The sequence below is a fragment of the Methylobacterium sp. WL19 genome, from assembly GCF_008040005.1.
GTDB lineage: Bacteria > Pseudomonadota > Alphaproteobacteria > Rhizobiales > Beijerinckiaceae > Methylobacterium > Methylobacterium bullatum.
The window spans coordinates 1-25333 of the sequence record NZ_VRVC01000075.1 but is presented as its reverse complement, the minus strand read 5'-3'; the positions used below and the strand labels follow the sequence as shown (position 1 = coordinate 25333).

General features: G+C 66.4%; 24 protein-coding genes and 1 pseudogene. 15 read left to right on the top strand and 10 right to left on the bottom strand.

Features of this window, described 5'->3' with window-relative positions; all coding sequences use genetic code 11:
- A partial coding sequence (locus tag FV220_RS15485; protein WP_147832509.1) for a molybdopterin-binding protein occupies positions 1 to 744 on the bottom strand: 744 nt, incomplete at its 3' end.
- A gap of 419 nt (positions 745 to 1163) precedes the next feature.
- Here FV220_RS15485 and FV220_RS15475 point away from each other — a divergent pair.
- Positions 1164 to 2453, top strand: coding sequence for a c-type cytochrome (locus tag FV220_RS15475; protein WP_187273431.1), 1290 nt, complete (start codon positions 1164 to 1166; stop codon positions 2451 to 2453).
- Positions 2454 to 2733: 280 nt separating this feature from the next.
- Here FV220_RS15475 and FV220_RS15470 read toward each other — a convergent pair whose 3' ends face one another.
- The gene (locus tag FV220_RS15470; protein ID WP_147832508.1) at positions 2734 to 4776 is read right to left on the bottom strand and encodes a 4Fe-4S dicluster domain-containing protein; all 2043 of its coding nucleotides are present in this window, start codon (positions 4774 to 4776) and stop codon (positions 2734 to 2736) included.
- A 128-nt stretch (positions 4777 to 4904) separates the two neighbouring features.
- On the opposite strand from FV220_RS15470, the gene FV220_RS15465 reads away from it, so the two are divergent.
- The 12 genes from FV220_RS15465 to FV220_RS15410 all read left to right on the top strand — a co-directional run bounded on the left by FV220_RS15465 (position 4905) and on the right by FV220_RS15410 (position 15757).
- Entirely contained in the window at positions 4905 to 5642 is a 738-nt protein-coding gene (locus FV220_RS15465) for a biotin/lipoate--protein ligase family protein (protein ID WP_147832507.1), read from the top strand.
- Positions 5639 to 6925: a porin gene (locus tag FV220_RS15460; RefSeq protein WP_147832506.1), complete on the top strand. Its 1287-nt coding sequence runs from the start codon at positions 5639 to 5641 to the stop codon at positions 6923 to 6925. Before FV220_RS15465 ends, FV220_RS15460 begins: the two co-directional genes overlap by 4 nt.
- Positions 6926 to 7057: 132 nt before the next feature.
- Positions 7058 to 7636 carry a DUF6505 family protein gene (locus FV220_RS15455; RefSeq protein ID WP_147832505.1) on the top strand — a complete coding sequence of 193 codons (579 nt, stop codon included), beginning with the start codon at positions 7058 to 7060 and terminating at the stop codon, positions 7634 to 7636.
- Complete coding sequence (locus tag FV220_RS15450; RefSeq protein WP_147832504.1) at positions 7633 to 8643, top strand: DUF6352 family protein; 1011 nt, start codon at positions 7633 to 7635, stop codon at positions 8641 to 8643. The genes FV220_RS15455 and FV220_RS15450 overlap by 4 nt, the downstream gene beginning before the upstream one ends.
- Positions 8640 to 9182 carry a DUF3305 domain-containing protein gene (locus tag FV220_RS15445; RefSeq protein ID WP_056148202.1) on the top strand — a complete coding sequence of 181 codons (543 nt, stop codon included), beginning with the start codon at positions 8640 to 8642 and terminating at the stop codon, positions 9180 to 9182. The genes FV220_RS15450 and FV220_RS15445 overlap by 4 nt, the downstream gene beginning before the upstream one ends.
- A complete protein-coding gene (locus FV220_RS15440) occupies positions 9179 to 9841 on the top strand; it encodes a DUF3306 domain-containing protein (protein ID WP_147832503.1) in 663 nt (220 codons plus the stop codon). The genes FV220_RS15445 and FV220_RS15440 overlap by 4 nt, the downstream gene beginning before the upstream one ends.
- A gap of 95 nt (positions 9842 to 9936) precedes the next feature.
- Entirely contained in the window at positions 9937 to 10584 is a 648-nt protein-coding gene (locus tag FV220_RS15435) for a molecular chaperone TorD family protein (RefSeq protein WP_238254219.1), read from the top strand.
- A 43-nt stretch (positions 10585 to 10627) separates the two neighbouring features.
- Positions 10628 to 10852: a hypothetical protein gene (locus FV220_RS15430; protein WP_018044802.1), complete on the top strand. Its 225-nt coding sequence runs from the start codon at positions 10628 to 10630 to the stop codon at positions 10850 to 10852.
- A 7-nt stretch (positions 10853 to 10859) separates the two neighbouring features.
- Positions 10860 to 13802: a formate dehydrogenase subunit alpha gene (locus FV220_RS15425; protein ID WP_147832502.1), complete on the top strand. Its 2943-nt coding sequence runs from the start codon at positions 10860 to 10862 to the stop codon at positions 13800 to 13802.
- 12 nt (positions 13803 to 13814) lie between these two features.
- Complete coding sequence (fdh3B, locus tag FV220_RS15420) at positions 13815 to 14411, top strand: formate dehydrogenase FDH3 subunit beta (protein ID WP_018044800.1); 597 nt, start codon at positions 13815 to 13817, stop codon at positions 14409 to 14411.
- Between the two features lie 47 nt (positions 14412 to 14458).
- Positions 14459 to 15490: a formate dehydrogenase subunit gamma gene (locus tag FV220_RS15415; protein WP_147832501.1), complete on the top strand. Its 1032-nt coding sequence runs from the start codon at positions 14459 to 14461 to the stop codon at positions 15488 to 15490.
- A gap of 63 nt (positions 15491 to 15553) precedes the next feature.
- Positions 15554 to 15757, top strand: coding sequence for a hypothetical protein (locus FV220_RS15410; RefSeq protein WP_147832500.1), 204 nt, complete (start codon positions 15554 to 15556; stop codon positions 15755 to 15757).
- A gap of 3 nt (positions 15758 to 15760) precedes the next feature.
- Here the strand turns inward: FV220_RS15410 and moeB are convergent, their stop codons facing one another.
- A complete protein-coding gene (moeB, locus tag FV220_RS15405; RefSeq protein WP_147832499.1) occupies positions 15761 to 16537 on the bottom strand; it encodes a molybdopterin-synthase adenylyltransferase MoeB in 777 nt (258 codons plus the stop codon).
- A gap of 112 nt (positions 16538 to 16649) precedes the next feature.
- Here moeB and dapE point away from each other — a divergent pair, with 112 nt between their 5' ends.
- A complete protein-coding gene (gene dapE / locus FV220_RS15400) occupies positions 16650 to 17855 on the top strand; it encodes a succinyl-diaminopimelate desuccinylase (RefSeq protein WP_147832510.1) in 1206 nt (401 codons plus the stop codon).
- 45 nt (positions 17856 to 17900) lie between these two features.
- On the opposite strand, the gene FV220_RS15395 is transcribed toward dapE, so the two are convergent.
- The 5 genes from FV220_RS15395 to recR all read right to left on the bottom strand — a co-directional run bounded on the left by FV220_RS15395 (position 17901) and on the right by recR (position 22370).
- Complete coding sequence (locus FV220_RS15395) at positions 17901 to 19127, bottom strand: hypothetical protein (RefSeq protein WP_210245951.1); 1227 nt, start codon at positions 19125 to 19127, stop codon at positions 17901 to 17903.
- 250 nt (positions 19128 to 19377) lie between these two features.
- Positions 19378 to 20148, bottom strand: a complete 771-nt coding sequence (gene truA, locus FV220_RS15385) for a tRNA pseudouridine(38-40) synthase TruA (RefSeq protein WP_056148226.1) — start codon at positions 20146 to 20148, stop codon at positions 19378 to 19380.
- A 25-nt stretch (positions 20149 to 20173) separates the two neighbouring features.
- On the bottom strand, positions 20174 to 21103 hold the full coding sequence (gene fmt / locus FV220_RS15380; protein WP_147832496.1) for a methionyl-tRNA formyltransferase: 930 nt from the start codon (positions 21101 to 21103) through the stop codon (positions 20174 to 20176).
- Between the two features lie 28 nt (positions 21104 to 21131).
- Positions 21132 to 21650 (bottom strand): peptide deformylase, encoded by a 519-nt coding sequence (locus tag FV220_RS15375; protein ID WP_056148231.1) that lies wholly within the window; start codon positions 21648 to 21650, stop codon positions 21132 to 21134.
- A gap of 114 nt (positions 21651 to 21764) precedes the next feature.
- Positions 21765 to 22370, bottom strand: a complete 606-nt coding sequence (gene recR / locus FV220_RS15370) for a recombination mediator RecR (RefSeq protein ID WP_147832495.1) — start codon at positions 22368 to 22370, stop codon at positions 21765 to 21767.
- 336 nt (positions 22371 to 22706) lie between these two features.
- Here recR and FV220_RS15365 point away from each other — a divergent pair, with 336 nt between their 5' ends.
- The gene (locus FV220_RS15365; protein WP_147832494.1) at positions 22707 to 24323 is read left to right on the top strand and encodes a phosphoenolpyruvate carboxykinase; all 1617 of its coding nucleotides are present in this window, start codon (positions 22707 to 22709) and stop codon (positions 24321 to 24323) included.
- A 64-nt stretch (positions 24324 to 24387) separates the two neighbouring features.
- On the opposite strand, the gene FV220_RS15360 is transcribed toward FV220_RS15365, so the two are convergent.
- Both FV220_RS15360 and FV220_RS15355 read right to left on the bottom strand, forming a co-directional pair.
- Positions 24388 to 24708 (bottom strand): YbaB/EbfC family nucleoid-associated protein, encoded by a 321-nt coding sequence (locus FV220_RS15360; protein ID WP_056148237.1) that lies wholly within the window; start codon positions 24706 to 24708, stop codon positions 24388 to 24390.
- Positions 24709 to 24768: 60 nt separating this feature from the next.
- Positions 24769 to 25333 (bottom strand): annotated as a pseudogene (locus FV220_RS15355) (DNA polymerase III subunit gamma/tau); the annotation flags it as partial.

Below are 25333 nucleotides of genomic sequence, written 5' to 3'. Positions count from 1 at the left end.
CTCCCCCGGATGCAGGGCGATCCCGTGCGCGTCGAGGCGGCCCGTTCGGGCGAGGGCCTCCGCACTGTGATCGGCGCGGCCGAACCCGGTGCCGCCGACGACGAACACCGCGTCGGCCCCATCGACCCCCAGCGCGGCGATGATGGAGTCCACGTCACGGGCCGAGTCGCTCGACGTGACCCGCACTCCCGCAGTCGAGGCCCAGCCGGCGACTGCCGAGGCGGACCCATGGCCGATTCCGATAATGTGGATATGGGGGCTTCGGACCACGACCGTCTCGATCCCGGCCCCGCTGAGGGCAAGGGCACGGAGCGGCGTCAAACGCTCGCCGGCCTGCGCCAGCACGTCCCCGCGCGCGACCTCCTGGCCGACGCGGGAGATGCCCTCGCCCGGCGCGGCATCGGCGACGATGTCGCCATCGGCGCCGACCGCGTCCGGCGTCAGCACAGTGTCGGTGCCCGGCGGCATCGCGTCGCCATCCTCTACCCATTGGGGCGGTCCACGCAGGGTGACGGGTGCGTAGGGGGAGGCGCCGGTCACATCCCCGGCGGCCACGGCCCAACCGTCCCGGCGCGCGCGCGGCTCGACGGGACGATCGGTGGGGGCCACCCCATCCTCGGCCAGGACGAAGCCGATCCCGTCCCGGACGGGCACGAGGATGGTGGCCACGGGCGCGACCGCGAGAAGTCGCGCCGAGGCCTCGTCGAGGGGCATCGAGGCCGAAGTGGCGGACCGGATCGACATGAGCTGAGACGGATGCTGCATCGCGGGCGGGTGAGCAACCCCGCCCGTGACGGATCAGCCGAGCGGTGGCCGGCGGGGCAGACGGGATGCGTTGCCCCGGCTAAAAGCCGGTCTGATCGGATGTCTGAGCTTATGCTCATGCCGAAGGCGACCGGCTGCCGAAGTCTGTCATCCAATCAGACGACCTCATCCTGAGGTGCCGGAGCGTAGCGGAGGCCTCGAAGGAGCCCTCCAGTACGCTCGGTGGTTTCTGGAACCCTCCTTCGAGGCCGCTCCGCGTCACCTCAGGATGAGGTAAAGCCTTGGATAAACGATTCAAACGGGCTCTGATTTTCAGCGTTCTTGGCACCCCGTAGGAGAGCGACGGCGTGGCGCAGGCATCCGTGTTGTCCGTCCGACTTCGATCCTCGCGGGCCGCGATCCGCCATGCCTGGTCGATCTGCGCGGCGCTCGTCATCCTGTCCGCTCCCCTTCCGGCCTCGGCCCAGTTGCGCGGGCATGGCGGGCCGGTGCGGGCTCTGGCCATCGCGGCGGACGGACGCATGGCGATCTCCGGCGGGTTCGATCAATCGGCCATCCTGTGGGGAATCGACCAGGGGGCGGCCCTGGCGATCCTGCGGTTCCACGATGGCGCGGTGAATGCCGTCGCGGCCCTCGACGGGGGCCGCTTCGTCACGGCCAGCGAAGACGGGCGCATCGCCCTGTGGCAGGGCGGGCGCCCGGAGCCGGTGGAGGTCTTCGCCGACCATTCCGGACCCATCGTGGCCCTCGCTGTCTCGGCCGACGGGACGCGCCTCGCCTCCGCCTCCTGGGACGGCACCGCGCAGATTCGCCCCCTTGCCGGTGGGCTGGTGCGGGTGCTGCGGGGCCATGCCGGCAACGTCAACGCCGTCGCCTTTCTGGCGGATGGCCGGCTCGTGACGGGAGGCTACGACGCCACGCTTCGGGTCTGGCCCCTCGCCGAGACCGACGAGCCGCCGCGCGTCGTTCAACTGCCGTCACCGATCAACGCCCTGGCCGTGACGCCGGACGGCGAGATCGCCGCCGCCGGGGCGGACAGCGTGGTGCGCTTCCTGTCCGAGGATGGGGCTATCCGTGCGTCGGTGGACCTCGCGACCAACCCCGTCATCGGGCTCGCCGTGTCGCCGGACGGGCGACGGGTGGCCGCCGCCACGGTGGCGGGCACCGTGGCCCTGATCGACAAAAGCGCTGCCAAGGTGGCGTTCAGCCTCGTCGGCCCCGGACTTCCGGTCTGGTCTCTCGCCTTCCGGCCCGATGGAACCGAGTTGCTGACCGGAGGCGGCGATCGCCTGGTGCGCCGCTGGGATGCCAGGACCGGCGAGCCGATCGGGCCACTGTCGATGGCGCGGCCGGCGGATTCATTGGCCGCCTACAAGGGCGATCACGGGGCCGAGGTGTTCCGGGCCTGCGTCGCCTGCCACACCCTGACGCCGGAGGAGGGCCACCGCGCCGGCCCCACCCTGAGCGGCGTGTTCGGCCGCCGCGTCGCCACCGCCGACGGCTACAATTTCTCGCAGGCCCTGAAGAGCCTCGACATCGTCTGGGATGCGCGGACCATCTCGAAGCTCTTCGAGGTCGGCCCGTCCCGCTACACCCCCGGCACCAAGATGCCCGAGCAGACGATCAACGACCCGGACGACCGCGAGGCCCTGGTGCGCTTCCTCGAAAAGGCGACGAAGACGCAGTAGTCGACCGATGCTTCACTGCGTCTCTCGAAACTCCCGGTCGTCGCCCGGAACGCGACGGCGCAGCGGAAGGTTCGTCAAACCCTTTTTGATTTTTTTATCCAATACTTTACCTCATCCTGAGGTGCCGCGCAGCGGCCTCGAAGGAGGCCTCCGGAATCCACCGGGCGAAAAGGAGGGCTCCTTCGAGGCCCGCTGACGCGGGCGCCTCAGGATGAGGTGATTGGATGGGATGATCGACTCTTACAGGATCATCCCCCGAGCGATCCGGTCAAACAGCGTGTTAAGCGCCGCCGTTCCCGCCCGTCTCCCGCGCGCGAAAATAGTCTTCGGAGGTTCGCGGCTTCGAGCGCTCGGGCGCCGTGTGCGGGTCGAAAGCCTCGTTGACGACGACTTCGACGCGGCAGGTGTCGCACATCATCAGGGTGCGGATCCTGGCCTCGCCGGCGCTGCCCTTGAACATCCAGTGGCGGCCCTGAAGCTTCTCGATGACCCGCTCGATGCTGCTGCGCGTGCCGAAGGGTTTGCCGCAGGAGACGCAATCGAACGGCTCCTCCTCCTTGACGATGCGGCGCGGCTGGCTCCAGGCGGCGAAATCGACCTGAGACGTCAGGGTGATGACGTTCTCCGGGCAGGTGGCGGCGCAGAGCCCGCATTGCACGCAGAGGCTTTCCTCGAAGGCCAGCAGCGGCCGGTCCTGGCTGTCGCTGAGGGCGTGGGTCGGGCAGGTGCCGACGCAGGCGAGGCACAGGGTGCAATCCTCGCTGCGGAAGTCGAGGCCGCCGAAGGGCGATCCGGCCTCCAACGGGACCGTTGCCACGGGGGCCGGGGCGGCCACATGCATCTCGCGGAAGGCGAATTGCAGCACGTTGCGCTTGGGGCCGACCGGCATGAAGGCGGCGGGAACCGGCGCGGCCGTGCCGACGCTGCCGGACGACAGCGCGGCACCGAGCCGATCCGGATCGTCGGTCTCGATCAGGGAGACCACGGGCGTCCCGTCGGCGGCACCGTAGCCCAGTGCCCCGGCGAGCGTGTCGGCGAGGAGCGCCATCCTGCGCAGGGGCGCGATGTCGTGCTTGGGACGGTCACGGACGAGGAGGCGGATACCCACGGCGCCGTAGGCGAGAAGTGCGGCGGCGGCCTCCGGGCCGAGCTGCGTCACCTCGTTGACGGCGACCGGCAGCACGTTGGCCGGCAGGCCGTCGCCGTAGCGGGCCAGCGCCTCGATGAGGGGCTCGCCATGCTCCTCATCGTGGAAGAGGACGATGCCGTTGCGTCCCCCGGCCTCGTGGTAGGCGCGCATCAGGGTGCGCAGCCGCCGCATCAGCGCGTCGGCGGCAGGCAGGGCGTAGGCGGCCGCACCCGTGGGGCACACCGAGGCACAGGAGCCGCAGCCGGCGCAGATGTAAGGATCGATGGCCACATGATCGCCGGCGGGCGCGATGGCGCCGGTCGGGCAGACTTCGAGGCAGCGCGTGCAGCCGGTGATGCGCGACCGCGAATGGGCGCAGAGATCGGCCTGGAAATCGACGAAGCGCGCCTTCTCGAACTCGCCGACGAGATGGGAGATCGTGAAGATCGCCCGCTCCACGGCGGCCGGATCGCCGGGATCGGCGCGGACATAGCCGCTGCGCAGGTCGTGCGCGGGAAACAGCGGCGTGCCGCCCGTCAGGTCGAGGACCACGTCGCAGGTGGAGGTGGCGCCGTTGCGCGACGGACCGAAGGAGAGGGATTGGCGGGATGACGGGCTCGGCACCGCGTAATCGTCGATGCGCAGGGAGAACGCCCCGAGATGGCCGCTCGCCGACACGACGCTGCCCTGCAGCACGGGAAATTCGTGGCGGCGCGGCACCGGCACGTCGCGGGGGCGGCTGAGCAGCACCGTCACGTCGAGATGATCGGCGAGGCGGCGTCCGGCCTCGATGGCGACCTCGTCGCTGCCATAGATGAGGGCGACGCCCTGGCTGACCATCGCGACGGTGCCCGGCGCCGGGGGGACCTCCGCTCCGGCGGCGAGGAGGGCGGCGATCTTCGGTCCGGCCGCGTCGGCCTCCGTCGACCAGCCCGCAGTCTCGCGGATGTTGGCATAGGTCACGCGGGATTCCGCCCCGGACCCGGCGGCGATGTCGGTGAAGAGGGGAGCCTGGAGCGTGCACGAGACGGTGACGGGCGAGCCCTGCGCCAGGGCGTCCTCGAACCGGGCGATCTCCCGCCCGCACAGTTGATCGGCGGTCTCCAGGCGGCCGCCGCACGCCTTGCCGATCGCCGCTGCGTCGAGGGCGACGGTCTCATCGCAGGAGCACGCGAACACGATCCGGTCGGACAATGATTTACCCCGAACGTTTGGTCACAGCGGCGAGGGGACCAGCCCACTCGCGCTCAGGTTGGTGCATCGTATACTATAACGGCTCGAAACTAGGACCCGACATACGGGCGCAGGTAGAACCGAAACGCATGGCGCCGAGCTCAGACGACCCGGACCTGATCCTGCCGCCCGTCTTCTCCCTCGTCTTCATGGACGGGCCGGGGAGCGCGTTCGACGAAGCCCTCGGTGCGGCCGCATCGGGTGACGCCACCGGGCGCCTCGTCTGGCGACGCAGCGCCGAGCTGCTCGATTTCGCCGTGATCCTGGAGCCGAACGAGCCCCTCGCCACGGCGCGCCGCGCCTTCTTCGCCGGCATGGTGGCGCTTGCCGAGGCCATCGGCGCCCATGGGCCGCCCGAGATCCCGGTGACGTTTGACTGGCCCGACACTCTCCGCTTCGATGGCGCGCGCCTCGGCGGCGGGCGTCTCGGATGGCCGCCCACCTGTGGCGAGGGAGAGGTGCCGGACTGGCTCGTCTTCTCCGCCACGATCATCGCCTCGAAGGCGCAGGCCGGCGATCCCGGCCTGACGCCGGATTCGACCTCTCTCGAAAACGAGGGCTTCGCCGTCGAGGACGGGAACGGGGCCATCGTCGAAAGTTTCGCCCGTCATCTCATGAAAACCTTCGCCGTCTGGGACGAGGACGGGTTCGAAGCCGTCGAACGGCGCTACCTCCGGCGCCTCGCCGATGGCGGTCCGTCGGCTCGGATCGAGCGGATCGACGCGAACGGCGAAGTCCTCGCCGATGGCGGTCGAAGGCACCCTCTCGTGGCGGTCCTAACGGGGGTCGCGTGGCGCAATCCACTCACCGGTGAGCCGCTCCTGTGAGCGCATCGTCGAAGATCCTCCTCGCCGTGCTCGCGGCCTTCCTGGTCCCGCCGGGCGGGCTTCGGGCCGAGGATGCCCCGAGAGGGCCGGCCATCGAGGCCAAGGGCATACCCGGCCCCTATGGCGAGCGGCTGACCATCGACGACAAGGGCATCACCCTGACATTTCCAAATGATTCCATGGCGTTACGCATCGGCGGCCGTCTTCACCTCGATTTCGGTGTGGCGGGCATCCGCCAATCGGGCTTCGGTGATCCCTTCAGCGACACCATCGCCGTGCGCCGTTCGTGGATCGAGGCGACTTTGAGCCTCGGCAAGGATGTCGGCCTCGGCTTCCAATACGATTTCGCCGATCCGGTGACGCCGATCAACGATGCTGTCCTGGTCTATCGCGGCGTGCCGGACATGCTCTTCAGTATCGGAAACGAGAAAGAACCGTTCGGTCTCGATCAACTTGCCTCCAACAACAATGTCCTCTTCACCGAGCGGGCCTTGTCCGACGCTTTCGTGCCGGCCAGAAACTTCGGTTTCGCCGTCGGACGACATGGCAAGGACTGGAGCGTCGTCACCGGAGTTTTCGGCGGCAACGCCAATACCGGCATCGGCACCGAAGGTATCGCCTCGACCAGCCGCGTCACCTATGCGCCGATCAACGACGACCACCGGACCCTGCATGTCGGTCTCGCCGGCAGCTACCGCGACCTGCCCCGCGACGAGAGCCCGCTCTCCCTGTCCAGCCGGTCGGAGGCGTTCCTCTATACCAGACGCTTCGTCGATACCGGCGACATCCGCGATGCCGCCAGCATCGCCCGCCTCGGCGCCGAGCTAGCCTACCGCTCCGGTCCGCTGCTGGTGAGCGCGGAATACACACGGACCGAGATCGGCCGCTTCGACGGCGCTAAGCCACTGAAGTTCCAGGGAGGATACGTTCAGGCGAGCTGGGTGCTGAACGGCGACAACCGGGCCTATCGCATGGCTCCCGACTTCAACGGGACGAGCTACGCGGTCTTCGGCGGCGTCAAGGTCGCCGAGGCCCAGCGCATCACCCGCGGCGGCTTCGGCGTGTTCGAGCTCGGACTGCGGTTCTCGGCCATCGATCTCGACGACGGCGGCATACGCGGCGGCATCGAGCGGGACGGCACGGTGGGACTATCGTGGTATCCCGACACCAACATCCGCATCATGGCCGATTACGTCCGGTCGCACACGTCCCCCTCCGCGCTCCAGAATGGGCGGACCATCGATGCCGATACGTTCATCGGCCGGTTCCAACTGTACTGGTGAACCCGTGCCGACCTTGTCCGCGAGCAATTGCGGACGCCCCGCACCAGATACCGGCCTTGAACGCCACGATCATCGCCGTCATCCGGAACGCGAGTTCGAGGAGCGGCGACAGGATGGGCCTCGGAATTGTCGATGAGCAGTCTCAAACTCCCACGGACCATCCGCCTCGACCCGTCGGATACCTTCGTGTTCGCTCAGGCCGCCGAGCCCGGCGAATGGGCGGTGGCCGGGTCATTCCTGTTCTGGGATGCCAATGTCCCGTTGCTCGAGGGCAAGGAGCGGACGGCGTTCCGCTCGGGATTCCTCGGCGTGACTTCCCTGGGATTCTCCACCCTCGTCGTGGTGAGCGAGGCGACTCCGACCGAGCGGGACGAGGCCGTGGAGGATTTGGCGCGTCATCTCTGCGAGCGCCTCGGCGCGCCGAGCCTCGACGTGGCCCGCGTCGCGGCGGCGGAGGAGATCGAGTTCGCCGGCTCCCTGTGCCAGCCCGCCATCGGCAGCGTGATCGCCCTGCACAGAACCTTCGAGGACGGCGAGATCCGGGAGGCGTTCCGCACCCTGCACCAGCGCGGGCCCGGTGTTGCCGGAGCCGACAAGCTTCACGCTCATGCGCGGGCCTTCACCTTCGTGGAGACCGACGACGAACCCGAGGAGCGGGCGGACCTCATCGGCATGGCGACCACACCAGGATCGAAAGGCGAAGGACGATGACCGAGTTCTGGGTCTCCAGCGGCCACCATCTCGCCGGCCGCACGGAGGGGGGCGGCCTCGCCGTGACCGACGACTTGATCCTCGCCTATCTGGCCCGGCCCGAACTGGTGCCGCCCGAGGAGGCCTGCATGGCAGAGCGGGCGCTCCACCGCAGTCTCGTGACGTCACCGCGCCGGCCGGTCTCCCCCGGTGAGATCGCCGCGATGGCGGATGCCGATGCGCGGGAGAACTGGACCATGATGCTCGCCTTCCGCGATCGGCTGACGGCCGCGCGCTCCGTGGAGGCGGCCTATCTCGACCTCGTTCGCGGTGGCCTGAACGGCACGCCGCCGATCTTCCTCAACCAGCTGGCGCATCTCATCCTGCGCAACGCCCTCGACGGCTGCGACGACCCCTACACCCTTCGAGCCGGCGAGCTTTTCTTCCGGCCGCAGCGCGTCTCCTTCGTCGACGGCGCTGCCTTGCTGGCCGATGCCGAAGTGATCGAGGCGCGGGAGATCGGGGCTGCGCAATCGCCCCTCGTCGCCATGCTCGGCAAGGAAGCCGCGAACGAACTCGACGTGCTCACGGACGAGACCGCCTGGACCTATTGGAGCCGCTCCGACGCGTTCACCATGGCGCTCAACCTCGGAAGCAACCCGAAGAGCCGCGACGGACTCGCCCGCGCCATCGAGGCCTGGATCCGCCACCTATTGCACCTGGAGGCGAAGGTGGAGCCGATCGCGTCCATGGACGATCCGGACTGGCGCTGGTTCGTCGGGCTCGACGCACAGGCGACCCGGATCGGCAACGCCCTCTGGAACGGCGAGACTCTGGACGAGGCGAGCCGCATGCGCATCCTGGCCCTGTTCCGCCTCACCTTCGCCGATGACCGGCGGATCGACCCGCGCGCGGCTGGCCGGCCGGTCTATCTCCTGATGGCCATGGACCCCGACAAGCGCCTCTTTCTCAAACCTCAAAACCTCGTGGCGGGATTGCCGATCATCGACGGTGCGGAGGCCGCATGACCGAACAGAACACGACCCAAGCCGCGACACCGCCCGACGACCGATTCGAGGTCGGCATCATCGTCGCCAAGCGGGCCTTGAAGAGCCGCTGGGCGAGTCATGCCTGGCTGCCGGTCTCGGCCCTTCCCGACATCCCGGCCGCTTCGCCCTGGACCCTGCTCTCGGCGACGCCCGAGGAAGAAACCTTCTACGCCGGCGCCTATGAGGTCTCGCTCCATCCCGCCGAGACGTCGCATTACCGCGACAACCTGGTCTCGGGCCGGCCCTCGCTCTGGGTCGCCCTGCGACAGGTCGCGGAGGGAAACTACGAGGTCGCGAACGTGACGGCCGATCCCTACGAGGGCGAATCCATGGCTGAGGGCATCGGCGAAGTGGTCGAGGCTGTGCCCATGCCGCTGGAGGTCCAGGCCAAGGTCCTGGCCTTCTTCGAGGCCTTCCACGTCGAACAGGTCTTCCACAAGCGCAAGCGCGACAGGGCCGATCCGGAGGCCCTGGCCCGACAGGGCACCGGTACGCGCAGGCGGGGGGACGAGGGATGAGCGGCGGCGATTTCCTTTCCCGCTGGTCGAAGCGCAAGCGCGCCGTCGTCCGGAAAACTGCGCCCGCGCGCGATTTGGCCGTGAGCGAGGAGAACGGAAGCGAGCGGGCATCCCGCCCGGAGGAGCTTGCCGAAGGCGTAACCCTGCCGCCCGAGGAACTCGCCAAGCTGCCCTCCCTGGATAGTCTGACGGCTGAGACCGACCTGACCCAGTTCCTCCGGGCGGGCGTGCCGATGGTGATGCGCAAAGCGGCACTGCGACGGATGTGGTCCGTCGACACCAACATCCGCGACTATGTCAGCGAGGCACGGGAATACGCCTATGACTGGAATGCGGTGGGCGGTGTGCCGGGAAACGGCCCGCTTTTGCCCACAGATGACATCAAGGCCATGCTGCGGGACATTTTCGATGGGACTCCCGTCGAAGAATCGGAGCCCGAGCCGACGACCGCCGAGGCCGAACCGATCGAAGCGGAGCGGCCTGGAGAAGACTCTGTCGCCGCGACAAGCGACCACGGAATTGAATCCGCCGGTGCAGAAAAACAGCTCGTCGCGTTGCCCCAAAACCAGCCGAGCTTAGCCGTTACCCCGGCGATTCCTTCTCCCGTGGACGCGGCTATGCCGAAACCGCGACGACATGGCCGTGCCGTCCCGCTTTGAGCGATTAAAAACTACGTTGCGCACGTCCCAATCCGGGCTATTGTGGAGAAAGTGAATTCACTTCGCCCGCGATCGGGTCGCGGCTTAAGGATGGTATGCGTTCGGTGGAGTTGTTGCGCGAGGACGAGGCGAATCTCGCTTCCGGCGCGCCCGGCATGACGCAGCCGGTCGCCGACGACGTCGATCTCCTGCGCGCCCATCTCTACGATGTTCTCGCAGCCCTCATCGGCCGAGCGCCCTCCGACGATATTTTGTCGCTTCTCGCGGCCTCGGCAGGTGACGGTAGCCCCCTCGGCAAGGCGTGTTCTTCGCTGGCGGGCGAAGCGGCCGGCGCGGACCTCGCGAAGGTCGGGCGGGAGTATTTCGATCTGTTCGTGGGCGTTGGGCGCGGCGAGGTCGTGCCGCACGCCTCCTACTACCTCACCGGCTTTCTCAACGAGCGCCCGCTTGCCCGAATCCGGCAGGATCTAGCCCGGCTCGGCATCGAGGCCACCGGCGGCATGAGCGAGCCGGAAGACCATGTGGCGATGCTTCTCGAGACTATGGCGGGTCTCGTCTCCGGCCGGTTCGAGACCGACCTCGGCGAGGACCGCATCTTTTTCGAGCGGCATCTAAAGCCCTGGGTCGGGCGTTTGTTCGACGATGTGGCCGCAAATCCCCGTTCGTCTTTCTACCGCGCCGCGGGCGACCTCGGCCGGACATTCATCGACATCGAGGCCCAGGCCTACGCGCTCGACGCGTGAGGCGGGGACCATGAGACATCGGTCGCATTCAGGAGTGACGAGCATGCGGGACGATCGAAAGGACGAGATGGGACGGCGCCATTTCTTCCGCGCCCTTGGCGGCGGATCGGTGGCGGCCGCCGCTGCGATCACGGCCCAGCCGATGATCGCGACGCCCGCGCAGGCCTACGATCCCGGCGAGGATGAGACGAAGGCCCGCTACCGCGAGTCTGACCACGTGAAAGCGTTCTACCGGACCAACGGCTACGAGACCCTGAAGAAGAATTGAGGGCGCCATGCTGATCAAGCGCAAGACCGGCGGCCCGGGCCGCACCTTCCATCCGGCCGTGGCCATCGGCGACACGCCAAGGGCCATCGACCGTCGCGCCTTCCTGCGCAATTCCGGCCTCGTCGCCGGAGGGCTCGCGGCCGCCGGCTCGATTCAACTCGGCTCCGTACGTAAGGCGCAGGCGGCGGGGTCGTCCGCGATCGGTCCCGACGTGACGATCAAGAAGAACATCTGCACCCACTGCTCGGTGGGCTGCACGGTGACGGCCGAGGTCGTGAACGGCGTTTGGGTCGGCCAGGAGCCGTCCTTCAGTAGCCCAATCAACCGGGGTACGCATTGCGCCAAGGGCGCGGCGATCCGCGAACTCGTCTCCAGCGACCGCCGCCTGAAATACCCGATGAAGATGGTCGACGGGCAATGGACCCGCATCTCATGGGACCAGGCGATCGACGAGATCGGCGACAAGATTACCGGCCTTCGCGACAAGTACGGCCCGGATTCCGTATACTGGCTCGGCTCGGCCAAGTTCACCAACGAGGCAGCCTACATCTTCCGCAAGTTCGGCGCCTTCTGGGGCACCAACTCGGTCGATCATCAGGCGCGCATCTGTCATTCCACCACGGTGGCCGGCGTCGCCAACACCTGGGGCTACGGCGCACAGACTAATTCCTACAACGACATCCGCAATGCCAAGACCATGATCATTCTCGGCGGCAATCCTGCCGAGGCGCATCCGGTCTCCCTCCAGCATCTGCTCTCCGGCAAGGAGATCAACCGCGCGAACATGATCGTCATCGATCCGCGCTTCACGCGGACGGCGGCCCACGCGACGGAATATGTCCGAATCCGCTCCGGCACCGATATCCCGGTGGTCTGGGGCATTCTCTGGCACATTTTCCAGAATGGCTGGGAGGACAAGGAGTTCATCAGCCAGCGCGTCTACGCCATGGACGACGTCCGCAAGGAAGTCGCCAAGTGGAACCCGGAGGAGGTCGAGCGCGTTTCGGGCGTGCCCGGCGAGCAATTGCGGCGCGTGGCCGAGACCTTCGCCAAGGAGAAGCCCGCGACCCTGATCTGGTGCATGGGGGCGACGCAGCACACCGTGGGCACCGCCAACGTTCGCGCGCTCTGCATCCTGTGTCTGGCCACCGGCAATGTCGGCAAGCCGGGCACGGGCGCCAACATCTTCCGCGGCCATACCAACGTGCAGGGGGCCACCGATATGGGCCTCGATGTGACGTCGTTGCCGCTCTATTACGGCCTCGTCGAAGGGGCCTGGAAGCATTGGGCTCGCGTATGGGACGTGGAGTACGACTGGCTGCAGTCGCGCTTCGACGAGGTGCCGGCCAAGGCCGGCCGCAAGGCCCGCACGCGCAAGGAGAGCATGGAATCGCCAGGCATCACCTCGACGCGGTGGTTCGATGGCGTGAACCTTCCAGAGGAGCAGGTCGACCAGCGCACGGGCATCAAGGCGATGATGGTGTTCGGGCATGGCGGCAACACCGTCACCCGGCTGCCCGAGGCGGTGAAGGGGCTGGCCAAGCTCGACCTGCTCGTGGTCGCCGACCCGCACCCCACCACCTTCGCCGCTCTCGATGCACGACGCGACAACACCTATCTCCTGCCAATCTGCACCTCCCTGGAGATGGACGGAAGCCGCACGGCCTCGAACCGTTCGCTGCAATGGGGTGAGCAGATCGTGAAACCGGCCTTCGAGTCGAAGAACGATTACGAGGTGGTCTACCGCCTCGCCGCCAAGCTCGGCCTTGCCGACAAGATGTTCAAGAACATCAAGGTCGTGAACGGTGTCCCCGAGGCCGAGGACATCCTCCGGGAAATCAACCGCGGCGGCTGGTCGACGGGCTATTGCGGCCAGAGCCCGGAGCGCCTGAAGGCGCATATGCGCAATCAGGTGAAGTTCGATCTGGTGACGCTGCGGGCGCCCAAGGACGACCCTGAAGTAGGCGGCGATTACTATGGCCTGCCCTGGCCATGCTGGGGCAAGCCCGAGCTCAAGCACCCGGGAACGCACATCCTTTACAACACCAACCTCCACATCAAGGAGGGCGGCGGGACGTTCCGCGCGCGGTTCGGCACCGAGCGCAACGGCGTCACCCTGCTCGCCGAGGATTCCTTCGCCAAGGGTTCGGAACTGACCGACGGCTACCCCGAATTCACCATGGCGGTTTTCAAGAAGCTGGGCTGGGACAAGGACCTTACGGCCGACGAGATGGCGAGCATCACCAAGATCGGTGGGGCCAATATTGATGCGGTGAGCTGGGCGACCGACCTGTCGGGCGGCATCCAGCGCGTCTGCCTCGACCGCGGCGTCACGCCCTACGGCAACGGCAAGGCCCGGGCGAATGCCTGGAACCTGCCCGACCCGGTTCCGGTGCACCGCGAGCCGATCTACACGCCGCGTCCCGACCTCGTGGCGAAATACCCGACGCGCCCCGACGAGCGTCAGTTGCGCATGCCCAACATCGGCTTCTCGGTGCAGAAGGCGGCGGTGGATCGCGGCATCGCCAAGGATTTCCCGATCATCCTTACGTCCGGCCGTCTCGTGGAATACGAGGGCGGCGGCGAGGAAACGCGGTCGAACCCGTGGCTCGCCGAGCTGCAGCAGGACATGTTCGTCGAGATCAACACGGGCGACGCCGCCGATCGCGGCATCAAGGACGGGCAGTTCGTCTGGGTATCCGGCCCTGAGAACAATGCAAAGGCCAAGGTGAAGGCGCTGGTGACGGACCGGGTCGGCAAGGGCGTCGCCTTCATGCCGTTCCACTTCTCAGGCTGGTACCAGGGGGACGATATGCGGAAATTCTATCCGCACGGCACCGACCCCGTCGTACTGGGCGAGAGCTCAAACAATACGACCACCTACGGCTTCGATCCTGTGACGGGCATGCAGGAGACGAAGTGCACCCTGTGTCAGATCCGGGCCGTTTGAGGAACAATCGCCATGGCTCGCATGAAATTCCTCTGCGACGCGGACCGCTGCATCGAGTGCAACGCCTGCGTCACCGCCTGCAAGAACGAACACGAGGTGCCGTGGGGCATCAACCGCCGGCGCGTCGTCACGCTCAATGACGGCAAGCCTGGCGAGCGCTCGGTTTCCATGGCCTGCATGCACTGCACCGACGCGCCCTGCGCGGCGGTGTGCCCGGTGAACTGCTTCTACACCACGGCCGACGCGGTGGTGTTGCATTCCAAGGACATCTGCATCGGCTGCGGCTACTGCTTCTACGCCTGTCCCTTCGGCGCGCCGCAATATCCGAAGGTCGGCAATTTCGGCTCGCGCGGCAAGATGGACAAGTGCACCTACTGCGCGGGTGGCCCCGAATCTGATTTCTCGACCATCGAATACGAGAAATACGGTTCGAACCGTCTCGCCGAAGGCAAGCTGCCGCTCTGCGCCGAGATGTGCTCCACCAAGGCGTTGCTGGCGGGCGACGGTGAGATGATCGCTCAGATCTACAAGCAGCGCGTCATCAAGCGCGGCTACGGCTCCGGCGCCTGGGGCTGGAAGACCGCCTATCGCGAAACCGTCGCCATCTAGGCGGCGAACTGGACTGCCGGGGTCGAGACTTCAGGAAGGAAACGCCGATGCGGCGGACACTGACGACTTTCAGGACGCTGGTCGCAGCGACCATCCTCACGGCGGCTGTCGGGGCCTCGTCGACCTCCTTCGCGCAGCAGACGCGCGACGGAATGAACCCGACCGGGCAGAACCCGACAGCGGAATCCGTCAACGAGGAGTTCCTGTTCAAGCAGGACCCGAAGATCACCGGCCGCATCAGCATCCCCGATGGCAAGGCGGCGCATCTGATTCAGCCCGCCGGCCGCGACTATCGCGATTTCCGGGAACGTTGGCTGCCCTGGCTCAGTGCCCTGGCGGTGCTCGGCGCCGTCGCGCTTCTCGGCCTGTTCTACTACTTTCGGGGTCGTATCTTGATGGAGCGCGGGCCCGATACCGGCCGCAAGATCCTGCGCTTCAACGGGTTCGAGCGCTTCGCGCATTGGATGACGTCGAGCTGCTTCATCATCCTGGCCCTGTCCGGCCTGAACTACATCTTCGGCAAGCGCCTACTGATGCCACTCATCGGCGCGGATGCGTTCGGCGTGGTGGCGCAATACGCCAAGTTCAGCCACATCTACCTCGCGTGGCCGTTCATGATCGGTGTTGCGCTGATGCTGGTGCTCTGGCTGAAGGACAACATCCCGAACAAGATCGACATCGACTGGATCAAGGCCTTCGGCGGTTTCGTCGGCGACAAGCATCCCAGCGCCGGCCGCTTCAACGCAGGCCAGAAGATGGTGTTCTGGATGGTGATCGGCTTCGGCTCGGCCATGAGCGTCACCGGCCTGATGATGATCTTCCCCTTCGCCCTCACCGACATCACCGGAATGCAGCTGATGCAGGTGATTCACGCTCTCATCGGCATCGCCTTCATCGCCGGCATCCTCGCCCATATCTACATCGGTACCCTCGGCATGGAGGGTGCTTACGACGCCATGGGCAGTGGCAAGGTCGATCTCGGCTGGGCCAAAGTCCACCATGATCTCTGGGTCGAGGAAGAGCAGGCCAAGACCGCGAGCGGCCCGCAGCTCGGGCGCCATCAGGTGCCTGCCGAGTAACCAACCGGACAACCACAGACGTTCGGCGATCGGCGCCGGCATGTCGAGGATCGGACAACGTCCATGAAAGCCTTCATCATCGCCCTCGTCGTCGCTGTCGCCATCGGCACGCTGGCCGCCATGCTCCTCAACCAGCAGCAGCGCTTCGCTTACCAGGCGTTCACGACCTCCGGCACGCGGGTTTCCGACCCGGCGGGTCACAGTAATCTCGTCGGGCCGCATTGGAACGGCGTCACGCCCGATCCGGAGAAGCCCTCGAAATCCTGAACCTTACGTCGCCGATCCGTTCAAGGAATTGCTCTCGTCCCAGCCATAGCCGAGCGTCTCGAAGCGCATGGAGCGGGCATCGACCATCAGCAGGCGCCCCACCAGTGGCTCGCCGAAATCCGCGACCGCGCGGATCACTTCCATCGCCATCAGCGAGCCCATTACCCCGGCCAGCGCGCCGAGGACGCCGGCTTCCGCGCAGGCGGGGACGCTGCCGGGCGGTGGCGGGCTTGGGAACAGGCAACGATAGGTCGGGTTTGGGCGGCCATCCGGCGCGGTTTCATGGGCGCGGATCGTCGTCAGGGTGCCGTCGAACTGCCCAAGTGCGGCCGTGACGAGCGGACGCTTGGCGTGGAAACAGGCATCGGAGACAGCATAGCGGGTCGCGAAATTGTCCGACCCATCGGCGACGATATCGTATCGGTCGATCAACGCGACGGCATTGTCCGCGTCGATCCGCACGCAGTGCGGTTCGATCCGCACATGCGGATTTAGGCGTGCCACGGCATCGGCGGCGCTGTCGATTTTCGGGCGGCCGATATCGGGGGTGCCGTGAATGACCTGCCGCTGCAGGTTCGAGAGTGATACTGTGTCGTCGTCGACGATGCCGATCGTGCCGATGCCGGCCGCTGCCAGATACTGGATCAGTGGAGCGCCAAGCCCGCCGGCGCCGATGACGAGCACCCGCGCCGCCTGTAAACGCGCCTGTCCGGGTCCTCCGACCTCGCGCAGGACGAGGTGGCGGGCGTAGCGTTCGACTTCGTCGCTGGAGAAGGCCATCCCGGTGAAATACCCCTTGCGGCGAGGCGCCGAAAGGGCATCGGGACGAGATTTGCGTCCCGATGCCGTGCCGCTTATTCGCGACGGCGGAATGTCCCATCTCGACGAGACGATGCCCGTGTCCTCTCCCGTTATCGCCGATCACTCGCCGCTGGCGCTCGCCCAGGCCCTCATCCGTTGTCCGTCGGTGACGCCGGAGGAGGGCGGTGCCCTGCAATGGCTCGGTGGCGTCCTGGAGGAGGCGGGTTTCACCGTCGCGCGGCCGCGCTTCTCGGAGCCCGGAACGCCCGACATCGACAATCTCTACGCGCGCATCGGGACAGGCAGTCCCTATCTCCTTTTCGCTGGCCATACCGACGTCGTCCCGCCTGGCACCCTCGAAGCGTGGCGCCATGGGCCATTCGACGGCGCGGTATCGGACGGCCTGCTCTACGGCCGCGGCGCGGTCGACATGAAGGGCGGCATCGCCTGCATGCTCTCGGCGGCGCTCGCTTTCGTCGCCGAGCGGGGAGGGGCGTTCAACGGCTCAATCGGGTTCCTCATCACTGGCGACGAGGAGGGGCCGGCGATCAACGGCACGGTGAAGCTCCTCGAATGGGCGAAGGCGCGGGGCGAGCGTTTCGACCATTGCCTTCTCGGCGAGCCCACCAACCCGGCGCGCCTCGGCGAGATGATCAAGATCGGTCGGCGCGGGTCTCTCAACGGCAAGCTCGTCGTCCATGGCCGTCAGGGCCACGTGGCCTATCCCCATAAGGCGGAGAATCCCATCCCCGGCCTGCTGCGCCTCGCCTCCGCCCTTCTCGCCGAGCCGCTCGATGGCGGCACCGCGCATTTCGATGCGTCGAACCTCGAATTCACCACCATCGACGTCGGCAACCCGGCCACCAACGTCATCCCGGCCGATGCGCGCGCCACGTTCAACATTCGCTTCAACGAGGGCTGGACGGCGGAGACCCTGGGGGCCGAGATCCGTCGGCGGCTGGAGGCGGCCGCCGGCAACGCCGTTCGGTTCACCCTTGACCTGCAGCCCTCGAACTCTCCGGCCTTCCTCACCAAGCCGGACTCCTTCACCGACCTCGTGGTCGAGGCGATCGAGACCGAGACCGGGCTTCGTCCCATCCTGTCCACCACCGGGGGCACGTCGGACGCCCGTTTCATCAAGGATGCCTGCCCGGTGATCGAGTTCGGCCTCGTGGGCGAGACCATGCACCAGACTAACGAATGCGTGGCTGTCGCCGATCTGGATCGGCTGACCGCGATCTATGGGCGGGTACTGTTGGCCTATTTCGCGGTCGCTTCCGAGAAAGGCGAGGTCTGACCGGCGGCAGGCACGAAGTTTCAACTCCCGAAACCTCGGCAGGCGTCATGCCGCTTTTCGCGTCATTGTCCGTCGAATCCACGCGCCGCGGAAGCGATAGTGGCAATGGAACGGGTGACGGCGCGTTTGGAAGCGACGGCTTCGCGTGCCGAGCCGGTCCCCGACCGCAATGTAGATCTGCCGTAGGCGCTGGACGTGCGGATCGTCGAGGCGCAACTCGATACTGGCTCGCGTCAGACCTGCTGCGGCCTTGGGATCCTTCACGCTCAGCGGAACGAGTGCTTCCCCGAGGATGATGCGACCGACTTCCAGAAGCAGGGCCTCGTGCATCTCGTCGCTCGCGGCGGCCAGACGTTCGAGGTCGAAGAGGGTTCGTACGCCGAGGGGCCAGAGGCGGATGATGCGGTCTCGGCCGACCGAACAGCAGAGTTGCGCCTGCGCCACCCAATCCATGATCTGATAAACTCCGTATGGGGTCTCGACGAACAGCATCAGCGGGTTGGCCGCCGCGAGATTCTGGGTCGAATGGATGTGATGGTCGTCGAGCCTGACGCGAATATCGCTGTCGATTCCGTCGATGATCTCGACCGGCGTGATCTTGAAGGCGCGGAAAACCTCCTCTTCCTCGCGCTTGAAGTTTTTCAACTGGTCCCGTTGCACGATGCTGCGCAGGACGACATCGGGCATGATGCCGGCGACGAAACAGGCTGCGACCACCACGGCGATGGTGGCCGGCGCGGTCGCGCTGGGATCGACCGTCACCAGGGCGGAGACCAGACCCGTCCCGATCCAGAGCAACGATATGACGAGGATCGGGCCGAGAACGATACTAACCAGCATCCTTATGGTTTCACCCACGATCGTCCCGGGGCTCATGTCGAAATTCTTGATCGCGCGGTAGAAATTGCGCAGCGCCGTCACGTAACTGCCCGCGAATGCCGCGCAGATCCCGAGAAGCCAAACCAGCCCGAGACTTCCAGGCGTCGGATAGGTCACGCCCGGCCAGCGGAAACCGGACGGATGCCCCGGTTGTCCGGCGAACATCCAGAGGAGCAGCGACAATCCGTATAACATGCCGATCGCCGCGCATGCGCTGAAGGGCGCGCAGCCGATGAGCCAGGAGAGTGTCGAAAAGTCCTCGCGCTTGCGATGCGCCTCCCGCGCGATCGCGTTGGTTCTATCGCTTTCGGTGGTCCCAGCCATCGGGTCGCTGCTGCGCCTCGCACCGACGAAATACTTGTACTTCACGAATTCGAATGACGGGATCAGCATCGGACCCGGCTGATCGGTCTTGTCGAAGACCGTGGCGAGATCCGTGATGATCTCCTGCCTCTGAAGTTTGATCGCCTCTCGTATGGCGACGAAAATCAGGGGTGAGTTGACTGCGAAGGCGGTCGCGAGAACGAGGATGATCTGGAATGGCGTTTCCACAGGCGAAGGCTCCAGGCCTCACGATGTCGAAAATCGTCGAGGTTGCCCGAAGATGCCTTTCTGATCGCATAATACAATCTGAAATTGCTTCCTAAGTAGATTCCCGGTCAGGCCCGTAATCCACCCCCACGAAGGTCAGTCCCTTGGCGGGCGCCATGGGGCCGCAGCGGGCGCGGTCGCGGCTCGCCAGGATGTCGGCGACCTCGGCGATGCCGAAACGGCCGCAGCCGGCCATCATAAGCGTTCCGACCATGGCGCGGACCTGATGGTGCAGGAACGAGCGCGCCGAGGTCGAGATCACGATCTCCTCGAACAGGCCCATCGTCACCGTAGCTACGTCGAGCTGTTCGAGGGTGCGGATCGGGCTGTTCGCCTGACATTCGGCGGCACGAAAGGCGGTGAAGTCGTGGCGACCGAGGAGACCTTGCGCGGCCCTGTGCATCACCTCGGCATCGAGCGGCCACGGCACGTGCCAGACATGGTCGCGTGTCAGGGCAGGCGGGCTGCGCCGGTTGAAGATGCGATAGCGGTAATGCCGGCGGATCGCGGAGTGCCGCGCATCGAAACCCGCTCCGACTCGCTCGGCGCTGACGATGGCGACCGGAAGCGGTCGGAGATGGGCGTTCAGGGCGTCGCGCACCGTATCCGTGCGCCAGTCCTTGCTCAGGTCGAGATGAGCGACTTGATGGATGGCGTGTACGCCGGCATCCGTCCGACCGGCGCAGGTCAGGCGCAGATCCTCCCCCGTGAAGCGTTTAACGGCATCCTCGATGGCGCCCTGAACGGTTACGTCTTCGGCCTGCCGCTGCCATCCGCAGAATGGAGCGCCGTCATACTCGATAACGAGTTTGTAGCGGGGCATCAGCGACGGCCCCCGGTCTCTGACTTCACGGGAAGCGCGTTCCCGGCGCGAGATGCGCACCACGCACGAAGTCCGCACCCGTGACGATGCCGCCCCTGCCGGCTCGGCGCAACTCGGTGAGCCGCACGGCGCCCCCGCCGCAGGCGATGGTTCCCGCTGAATCGAGCAGAGTGCCGGGCGCGCTCTGTCCCTCCGTTGGCATGGCGCGCAGCACCTTCACGCGTTCCGGCCCCTTACCGAGATCGGCCTCGAAGAAGGCGCCGGGGAAGGGCGAGAGCCCGTTGATGTGGTTCGCCACCTCGCGCGCCGGCTTGGACCAGTCGATGCGCGCCTCCTCGTTAGTGATCTTGCGCGCGTAGACGAGCCCCTCTTCGGACTGGCGCGTGAGGGGGAGGGGCTCGTGTTCCAGCTGGCGGAGGGCTCGGCTCATGAGCGCCGCGCCAATGGGCATCAGCGCATCGTGCAGGTCTCCCGCGCTCATACCGGGGGCGATGGCGACCCGCTCTTCCAGGGCTACGGGGCCGGTGTCGAGGCCCCCCTCCATGCGCATGATGCCCACGCCACTCTCCGTATCCCCCGCCATGATAGCGCGCTGGATCGGTGCAGCCCCGCGCCAGCGTGGCAGCAGGGAGGCGTGAAGGTTCAGGCACCCGTGGCGCGGCACGTCGAGGATCGCCTGCGGCAGCAGCATCCCATAGGCGACCACGACGGCGACATCGCATCCGTGTGACCGGAAGAGCGTGAGCGCGTCCGGCGACTTCAGGGTGGCGGGGGTGTGAACCGGCAGGCCGAGCCCGTCCGCCAGCGCATGGACGGGGGACGGTCGTAACGCCATGCCTCGCCCGGACCGCGCCGGGGCGCGGGTATAGACCGCGGCGATGTCGTGACCGTCTTCCGCCAGGCGCGCCAGGGTCGCCACGGCGAAATCGGGCGTCCCCATAAAGACGAGCTTCATCGCGCGCGCTCTCTGCTGAAGGATGGGATCAGACGTCCTCGCCGCGCTTGGCCGCCTTAACGAACTTCTTGATGACGCGGTCGCGCTTCAGCTTCGACAGGTGATCGATGAAGAGCACGCCGTCGAGATGATCGATCTCGTGCTGGATGCAGGTGGCAAGGAGCCCGTCCGCCTCGATCTCGCGGGTTTCGCCGGAAAGGTCGCGAAAGCGCACGCGCACGCGGTCAGGCCGTTCCACTTCCCCGTAATATTCGGGGATCGACAGGCAGCCCTCGTCGTAGACGCGCTTCTCCTCCGAAGCCCAGACGATCTCCGGGTCAATGAAGATCTGCGGCTGCCGCGCGTTCTCGTCCTTAGAGGTGTCGATCGTGACGACACGCTTGGTCACGCCGACCTGGATGGCGGCGAGGCCGACGCCCGGGGCATCGTACATCGTCTCCAGCATGTCGGCGGCGAGGGTGCGGATCTCGTCGTCGATGGCACCGACGGGGGTCGACACCTGACGCAGGCGGGCGTCTGGCAGGATGACGAGGGGGCGGATGGTCATGACTCGGCCGGATCTGTCGATGAGAAGGGTCCGGCTCCCCGTCTCTCGGGTCCGCCGTGCCGGACCCGCAGATACGGTTTGGCGGATGGCCGGTCAAATCGATGGGAAAACAATTCAGAAGGCCGTCCGGCTTCGGATGGCCGCCGAGAGTGTGCCCTCGTCGAGATAGTCGAGCTCACCCCCCACCGGCACGCCATGGGCGAGGCGGGTCACTTTCAGACCGTGATGCGCCAGGGATTCGGTGACGTAATGCGCGGTGGTCTGGCCATCGACCGTGGCGTTCAGCGCCAGGATGATCTCCCGGACCTCGCCGTTGCCGGCCCGGTCCACGAGGCTCGCGAGATTGAGATGCTCCGGCCGAACGCCGTCGAGGGCAGAGAGCACGCCGCCGAGGACGTGATAGCGCGCCGTCACCGCGCCGGATCGCTCCAGGGCCCAGAGGTCGGAGACATCCTCGACCACCACCAGGATGGAGGGATCGCGCGATGCGTCCCGGCAGATGGTGCACGGGTCGCTCGTATCGACGTTGCCACATTCCCGGCACACGACGATGCGCTCGGAGGCCACCTTCATCGCGTCCGCCAGTGGAGCGAGCAGAGCTTCGCGCTTCTTGATGAGGTGCAGCGCCGCACGCCGGGCCGAGCGCGGGCCGAGCCCCGGCAAGCGGGCGAGGAGCTGGATCAGGCGCTCGATTTCGGGGCCGGCAACGGCTTGGGCCATGCGTGTTCCGTCAAACGGCCGAGGCCGTACTCGTTGAATGGGTTCGGATCTGATCGCCTTGTAGTCGGGATTTGACGCGGCCGCATGCGTTGCGACGCCGCTCCGGATACCCCTTTGTTTCTCTTACAGATCCCTTCGTTCGTCGTTGAAACGAATGCCGGCTCAATTGACCGGTGCCCTTCGCGGACTAAGCAGGTCAGATCGATAGAGTGGCGAACCTGCGCGCGGCGGACCTGAACGACCGCGCGGACACTCCATCGGACAGTTCGGAAGACGAATGGGAGCTTCCGGCCAAGCCAGACCTCAAAGCGATCAGGTGTTCGAGGAGTAGCGGACGTGACATATTTCGGCGACTTCAACGCCAGCCATGGACCCGAGAAAATCGGCCTGCGCAATCTCAAGGCGGTTCATTGGAACCTCGAAGCCCCACGCCTTTATGAGGAATCCCTGAGTCGGGGTGAATCGCAGCTCGCCCATGGCGGCGCCCTGGTGGCGACGACGGGGAGCCATACCGGACGTTCGCCCAAGGACAAGTTCATCGTCCGCGACGCCGGCACCGAGGACGAGATCTGGTGGGAGAACAACGGCGCGATCACGCCCGAGCAGTTCGAGACGCTGTACCAGGACTTCCTGAGCCATGCCGACGGGCGCGAGCTCTTCGCCCAGGACCTTTATGGCGGTGCCGATCCGGCCCACCGTGTCCAGGCGCGGGTCTACACCGAACTCGCTTGGCATTCGCTCTTCATCCGCAACTTGCTGATTCGGCCCGAGCGGTCGTCGCTCGCCGACTACGTTCCCGATCTGACGATTATCGACCTGCCGAGCTTTCAGGCCGAGCCGCATCGCCATGGTTGCCGCTCGAAGACCATCATCGCCATCGACTTCACCCGGAAGATCGTCCTCATCGGCGGTAGCGCCTATGCCGGTGAGATGAAGAAGTCGGTCTTCACCTATCTGAACTACGTCCTACCCGGCGCGGGCGTGATGCCGATGCATTGTTCGGCCAACGCAGCCCTGGATGCCGAGGGCGACTCAGCCCTGTTCTTCGGCCTCTCGGGCACCGGCAAGACCACGCTTTCCAACGATTCCTCCCGGCAGCTCCTCGGCGACGACGAGCATGGCTGGAGCAAGGACGGCATCTTCAATTTCGAGGGCGGCTGCTACGCCAAGACCATTCGTCTCTCGCGCAATGCCGAGCCGGAGATCTACGCCACCACCGAACGCTTCGGCACGGTGATGGAGAACGTGGTGATCGACCCGCTGTCGCGGCGCCCCGATTTCGACGATGCGTCGCTCACCGAGAACACCCGCTGCGCCTACCCGCTCGACTTCATCGCCAATGCCAGCGCGACGGGCCGGGCCGCGCACCCGAAGAACATCGTCATGCTCACCTGCGATGCCTTCGGGGTGATGCCGCCCATCGCCAAGCTGACGGGCGCTGAAGCGATGTACCATTTCCTCTCCGGTTACACCGCTAAGGTCGCCGGCACGGAGCGCGGCCTGACCGCGCCGGAAGCTACGTTTTCGACCTGCTTCGGCGCACCGTTCATGCCGCGCCATCCGAGCGTCTACGGCAACCTGCTGCGCGACCTCATCGCCCATCACGACGTCGATTGCTGGCTCGTGAACACTGGCTGGACCGGTGGCGGCGTAGGCACCGGACGTCGCATGCCGATCCGGGTGACACGGCGACTGCTCGCGGCCGCGTTGGATGGATCGCTGTCGAAGGCGGAGTTCCGCCGCGATCCGTATTTCGGCTTCGCCGTCCCGGCTTTCGTTCCGGGAGTCGAGCCGCATATCCTTCAGCCGGTGAAGACCTGGGTCAACAAGGTCGCTTTCGCCGACACGGCGACACGGTTGGTGACGATGTTCAAGGACAACTTCAAGCGCTTCGAAGACCACGTTGATGCAGACGTGCGTGCCGCCGAGCCCGTGCAGGTCATCGCCGCCTGACGGCAGATCATCGCCCGATCCCGGCGCGAGCCCGGATCGGGGACTTTCTAGGCCGAAGGAAGCTTCAGAAAAGCTTCATACCGGGCGGGATCGGTAGCCCCTTGGTCAACTCGGCCATGCGCTCGGCCGCAACGCCTTCGGCCTTGCCGCGCGCATCGTTGACCGCGGCCACAATCAAATCTTCGAGGATTTCGCGCTCGTCGGGAATCAACAGGCTCGGGTCGAGAGTGACGCCCTTGACGAGCCCTTTCGCCGTCATCGTCACCGTAACGGCCCCGCCGCCGGAGGCGCCCTTCACCTCGACAAGGTCGAGCTCATTTTGAAGGCTCGCCATCTTCTCCTGCATGGCCTGGGCCTGCTTCATGATTCCCATGAGGTCGCGCATGGCGTGAGATGTCCGAAAGAGTTGCGGGGAACGTGATCTGGGGTGGCGCCTGAAGGAACGCTACGCTTCGTCGTCCGGTTCGTCGCCGGCTGAGATTTCCGGACCGGCGAGGTCGACGCTTTCGGCGATCTCGACGGGAGGGGCCTTGTCCCGAACATCGACGATCTGAGCGCCCGGAAAGCGTGCCAGAACCTCCCGCACCAGGGGGTGGGCGGCGGCATTCTCATGGCGTGATTCGAGAGCGGCGCGGGCCTTGTAGGCGAGGGTCGGCTCGCCCACCTCCTTCGAGAGGGCGACGATCCAGCGCTGCCCCGTCCAGGCGTCCAGGGACCGGGCGAGATCGTTGGCGAGACTCTGCCGACCTCCATCGGCGAGACGGAATTCGATCCGGCCCTCCTCGAAACGGACGAGATGGACCTCCCGTTCGAGGGCCATCTTGAGGCCGATATCGCGTCGCTCGTCGGCCATCGCCACGACATCCTCGAACCGCGCGAGACGCGGACCGGCCGAGACGGCGGGAACTTGCGGAACGGGCGACGGTACGAGGGCCGCCCGCACGCCTCCGCTGGCGGCCAGGGTCAGGGCCGGTCGCGGCGGCGGCTCCACCGATGCCGGGGTCGAGGGC

What these genes read in the sequence shown, in the direction of transcription:
- FV220_RS15465 (WP_147832507.1), top strand. Translation starts at nt 4,905, where the DNA reads ATGGCGCCGAGCTCAGACGACCCGGACCTGATCCTGCCGCCCGTCTTC.
- FV220_RS15455 (WP_147832505.1), top strand. Translation starts at nt 7,058, where the DNA reads ATGAGCAGTCTCAAACTCCCACGGACCATCCGCCTCGACCCGTCGGAT.
- FV220_RS15450 (WP_147832504.1), top strand. Translation starts at nt 7,633, where the DNA reads ATGACCGAGTTCTGGGTCTCCAGCGGCCACCATCTCGCCGGCCGCACG.
- FV220_RS15445 (WP_056148202.1), top strand. Translation starts at nt 8,640, where the DNA reads ATGACCGAACAGAACACGACCCAAGCCGCGACACCGCCCGACGACCGA.
- FV220_RS15440 (WP_147832503.1), top strand. Translation starts at nt 9,179, where the DNA reads ATGAGCGGCGGCGATTTCCTTTCCCGCTGGTCGAAGCGCAAGCGCGCC.
- FV220_RS15435 (WP_238254219.1), top strand. Translation starts at nt 9,937, where the DNA reads ATGCGTTCGGTGGAGTTGTTGCGCGAGGACGAGGCGAATCTCGCTTCC.
- FV220_RS15430 (WP_018044802.1), top strand. Translation starts at nt 10,628, where the DNA reads ATGCGGGACGATCGAAAGGACGAGATGGGACGGCGCCATTTCTTCCGC.
- FV220_RS15425 (WP_147832502.1), top strand. Translation starts at nt 10,860, where the DNA reads ATGCTGATCAAGCGCAAGACCGGCGGCCCGGGCCGCACCTTCCATCCG.
- fdh3B (WP_018044800.1), top strand. Translation starts at nt 13,815, where the DNA reads ATGGCTCGCATGAAATTCCTCTGCGACGCGGACCGCTGCATCGAGTGC.
- FV220_RS15415 (WP_147832501.1), top strand. Translation starts at nt 14,459, where the DNA reads ATGCGGCGGACACTGACGACTTTCAGGACGCTGGTCGCAGCGACCATC.
- FV220_RS15410 (WP_147832500.1), top strand. Translation starts at nt 15,554, where the DNA reads ATGAAAGCCTTCATCATCGCCCTCGTCGTCGCTGTCGCCATCGGCACG.
- moeB (WP_147832499.1), bottom strand. Translation starts at nt 16,537, where the DNA reads ATGGCCTTCTCCAGCGACGAAGTCGAACGCTACGCCCGCCACCTCGTC.
- dapE (WP_147832510.1), top strand. Translation starts at nt 16,650, where the DNA reads ATGCCCGTGTCCTCTCCCGTTATCGCCGATCACTCGCCGCTGGCGCTC.
- FV220_RS15395 (WP_210245951.1), bottom strand. Translation starts at nt 19,127, where the DNA reads ATGCTGATCCCGTCATTCGAATTCGTGAAGTACAAGTATTTCGTCGGT.
- truA (WP_056148226.1), bottom strand. Translation starts at nt 20,148, where the DNA reads ATGCCCCGCTACAAACTCGTTATCGAGTATGACGGCGCTCCATTCTGC.
- fmt (WP_147832496.1), bottom strand. Translation starts at nt 21,103, where the DNA reads ATGAAGCTCGTCTTTATGGGGACGCCCGATTTCGCCGTGGCGACCCTG.
- FV220_RS15375 (WP_056148231.1), bottom strand. Translation starts at nt 21,650, where the DNA reads ATGACCATCCGCCCCCTCGTCATCCTGCCAGACGCCCGCCTGCGTCAG.
- recR (WP_147832495.1), bottom strand. Translation starts at nt 22,370, where the DNA reads ATGGCCCAAGCCGTTGCCGGCCCCGAAATCGAGCGCCTGATCCAGCTC.
- FV220_RS15360 (WP_056148237.1), bottom strand. Translation starts at nt 24,708, where the DNA reads ATGCGCGACCTCATGGGAATCATGAAGCAGGCCCAGGCCATGCAGGAG.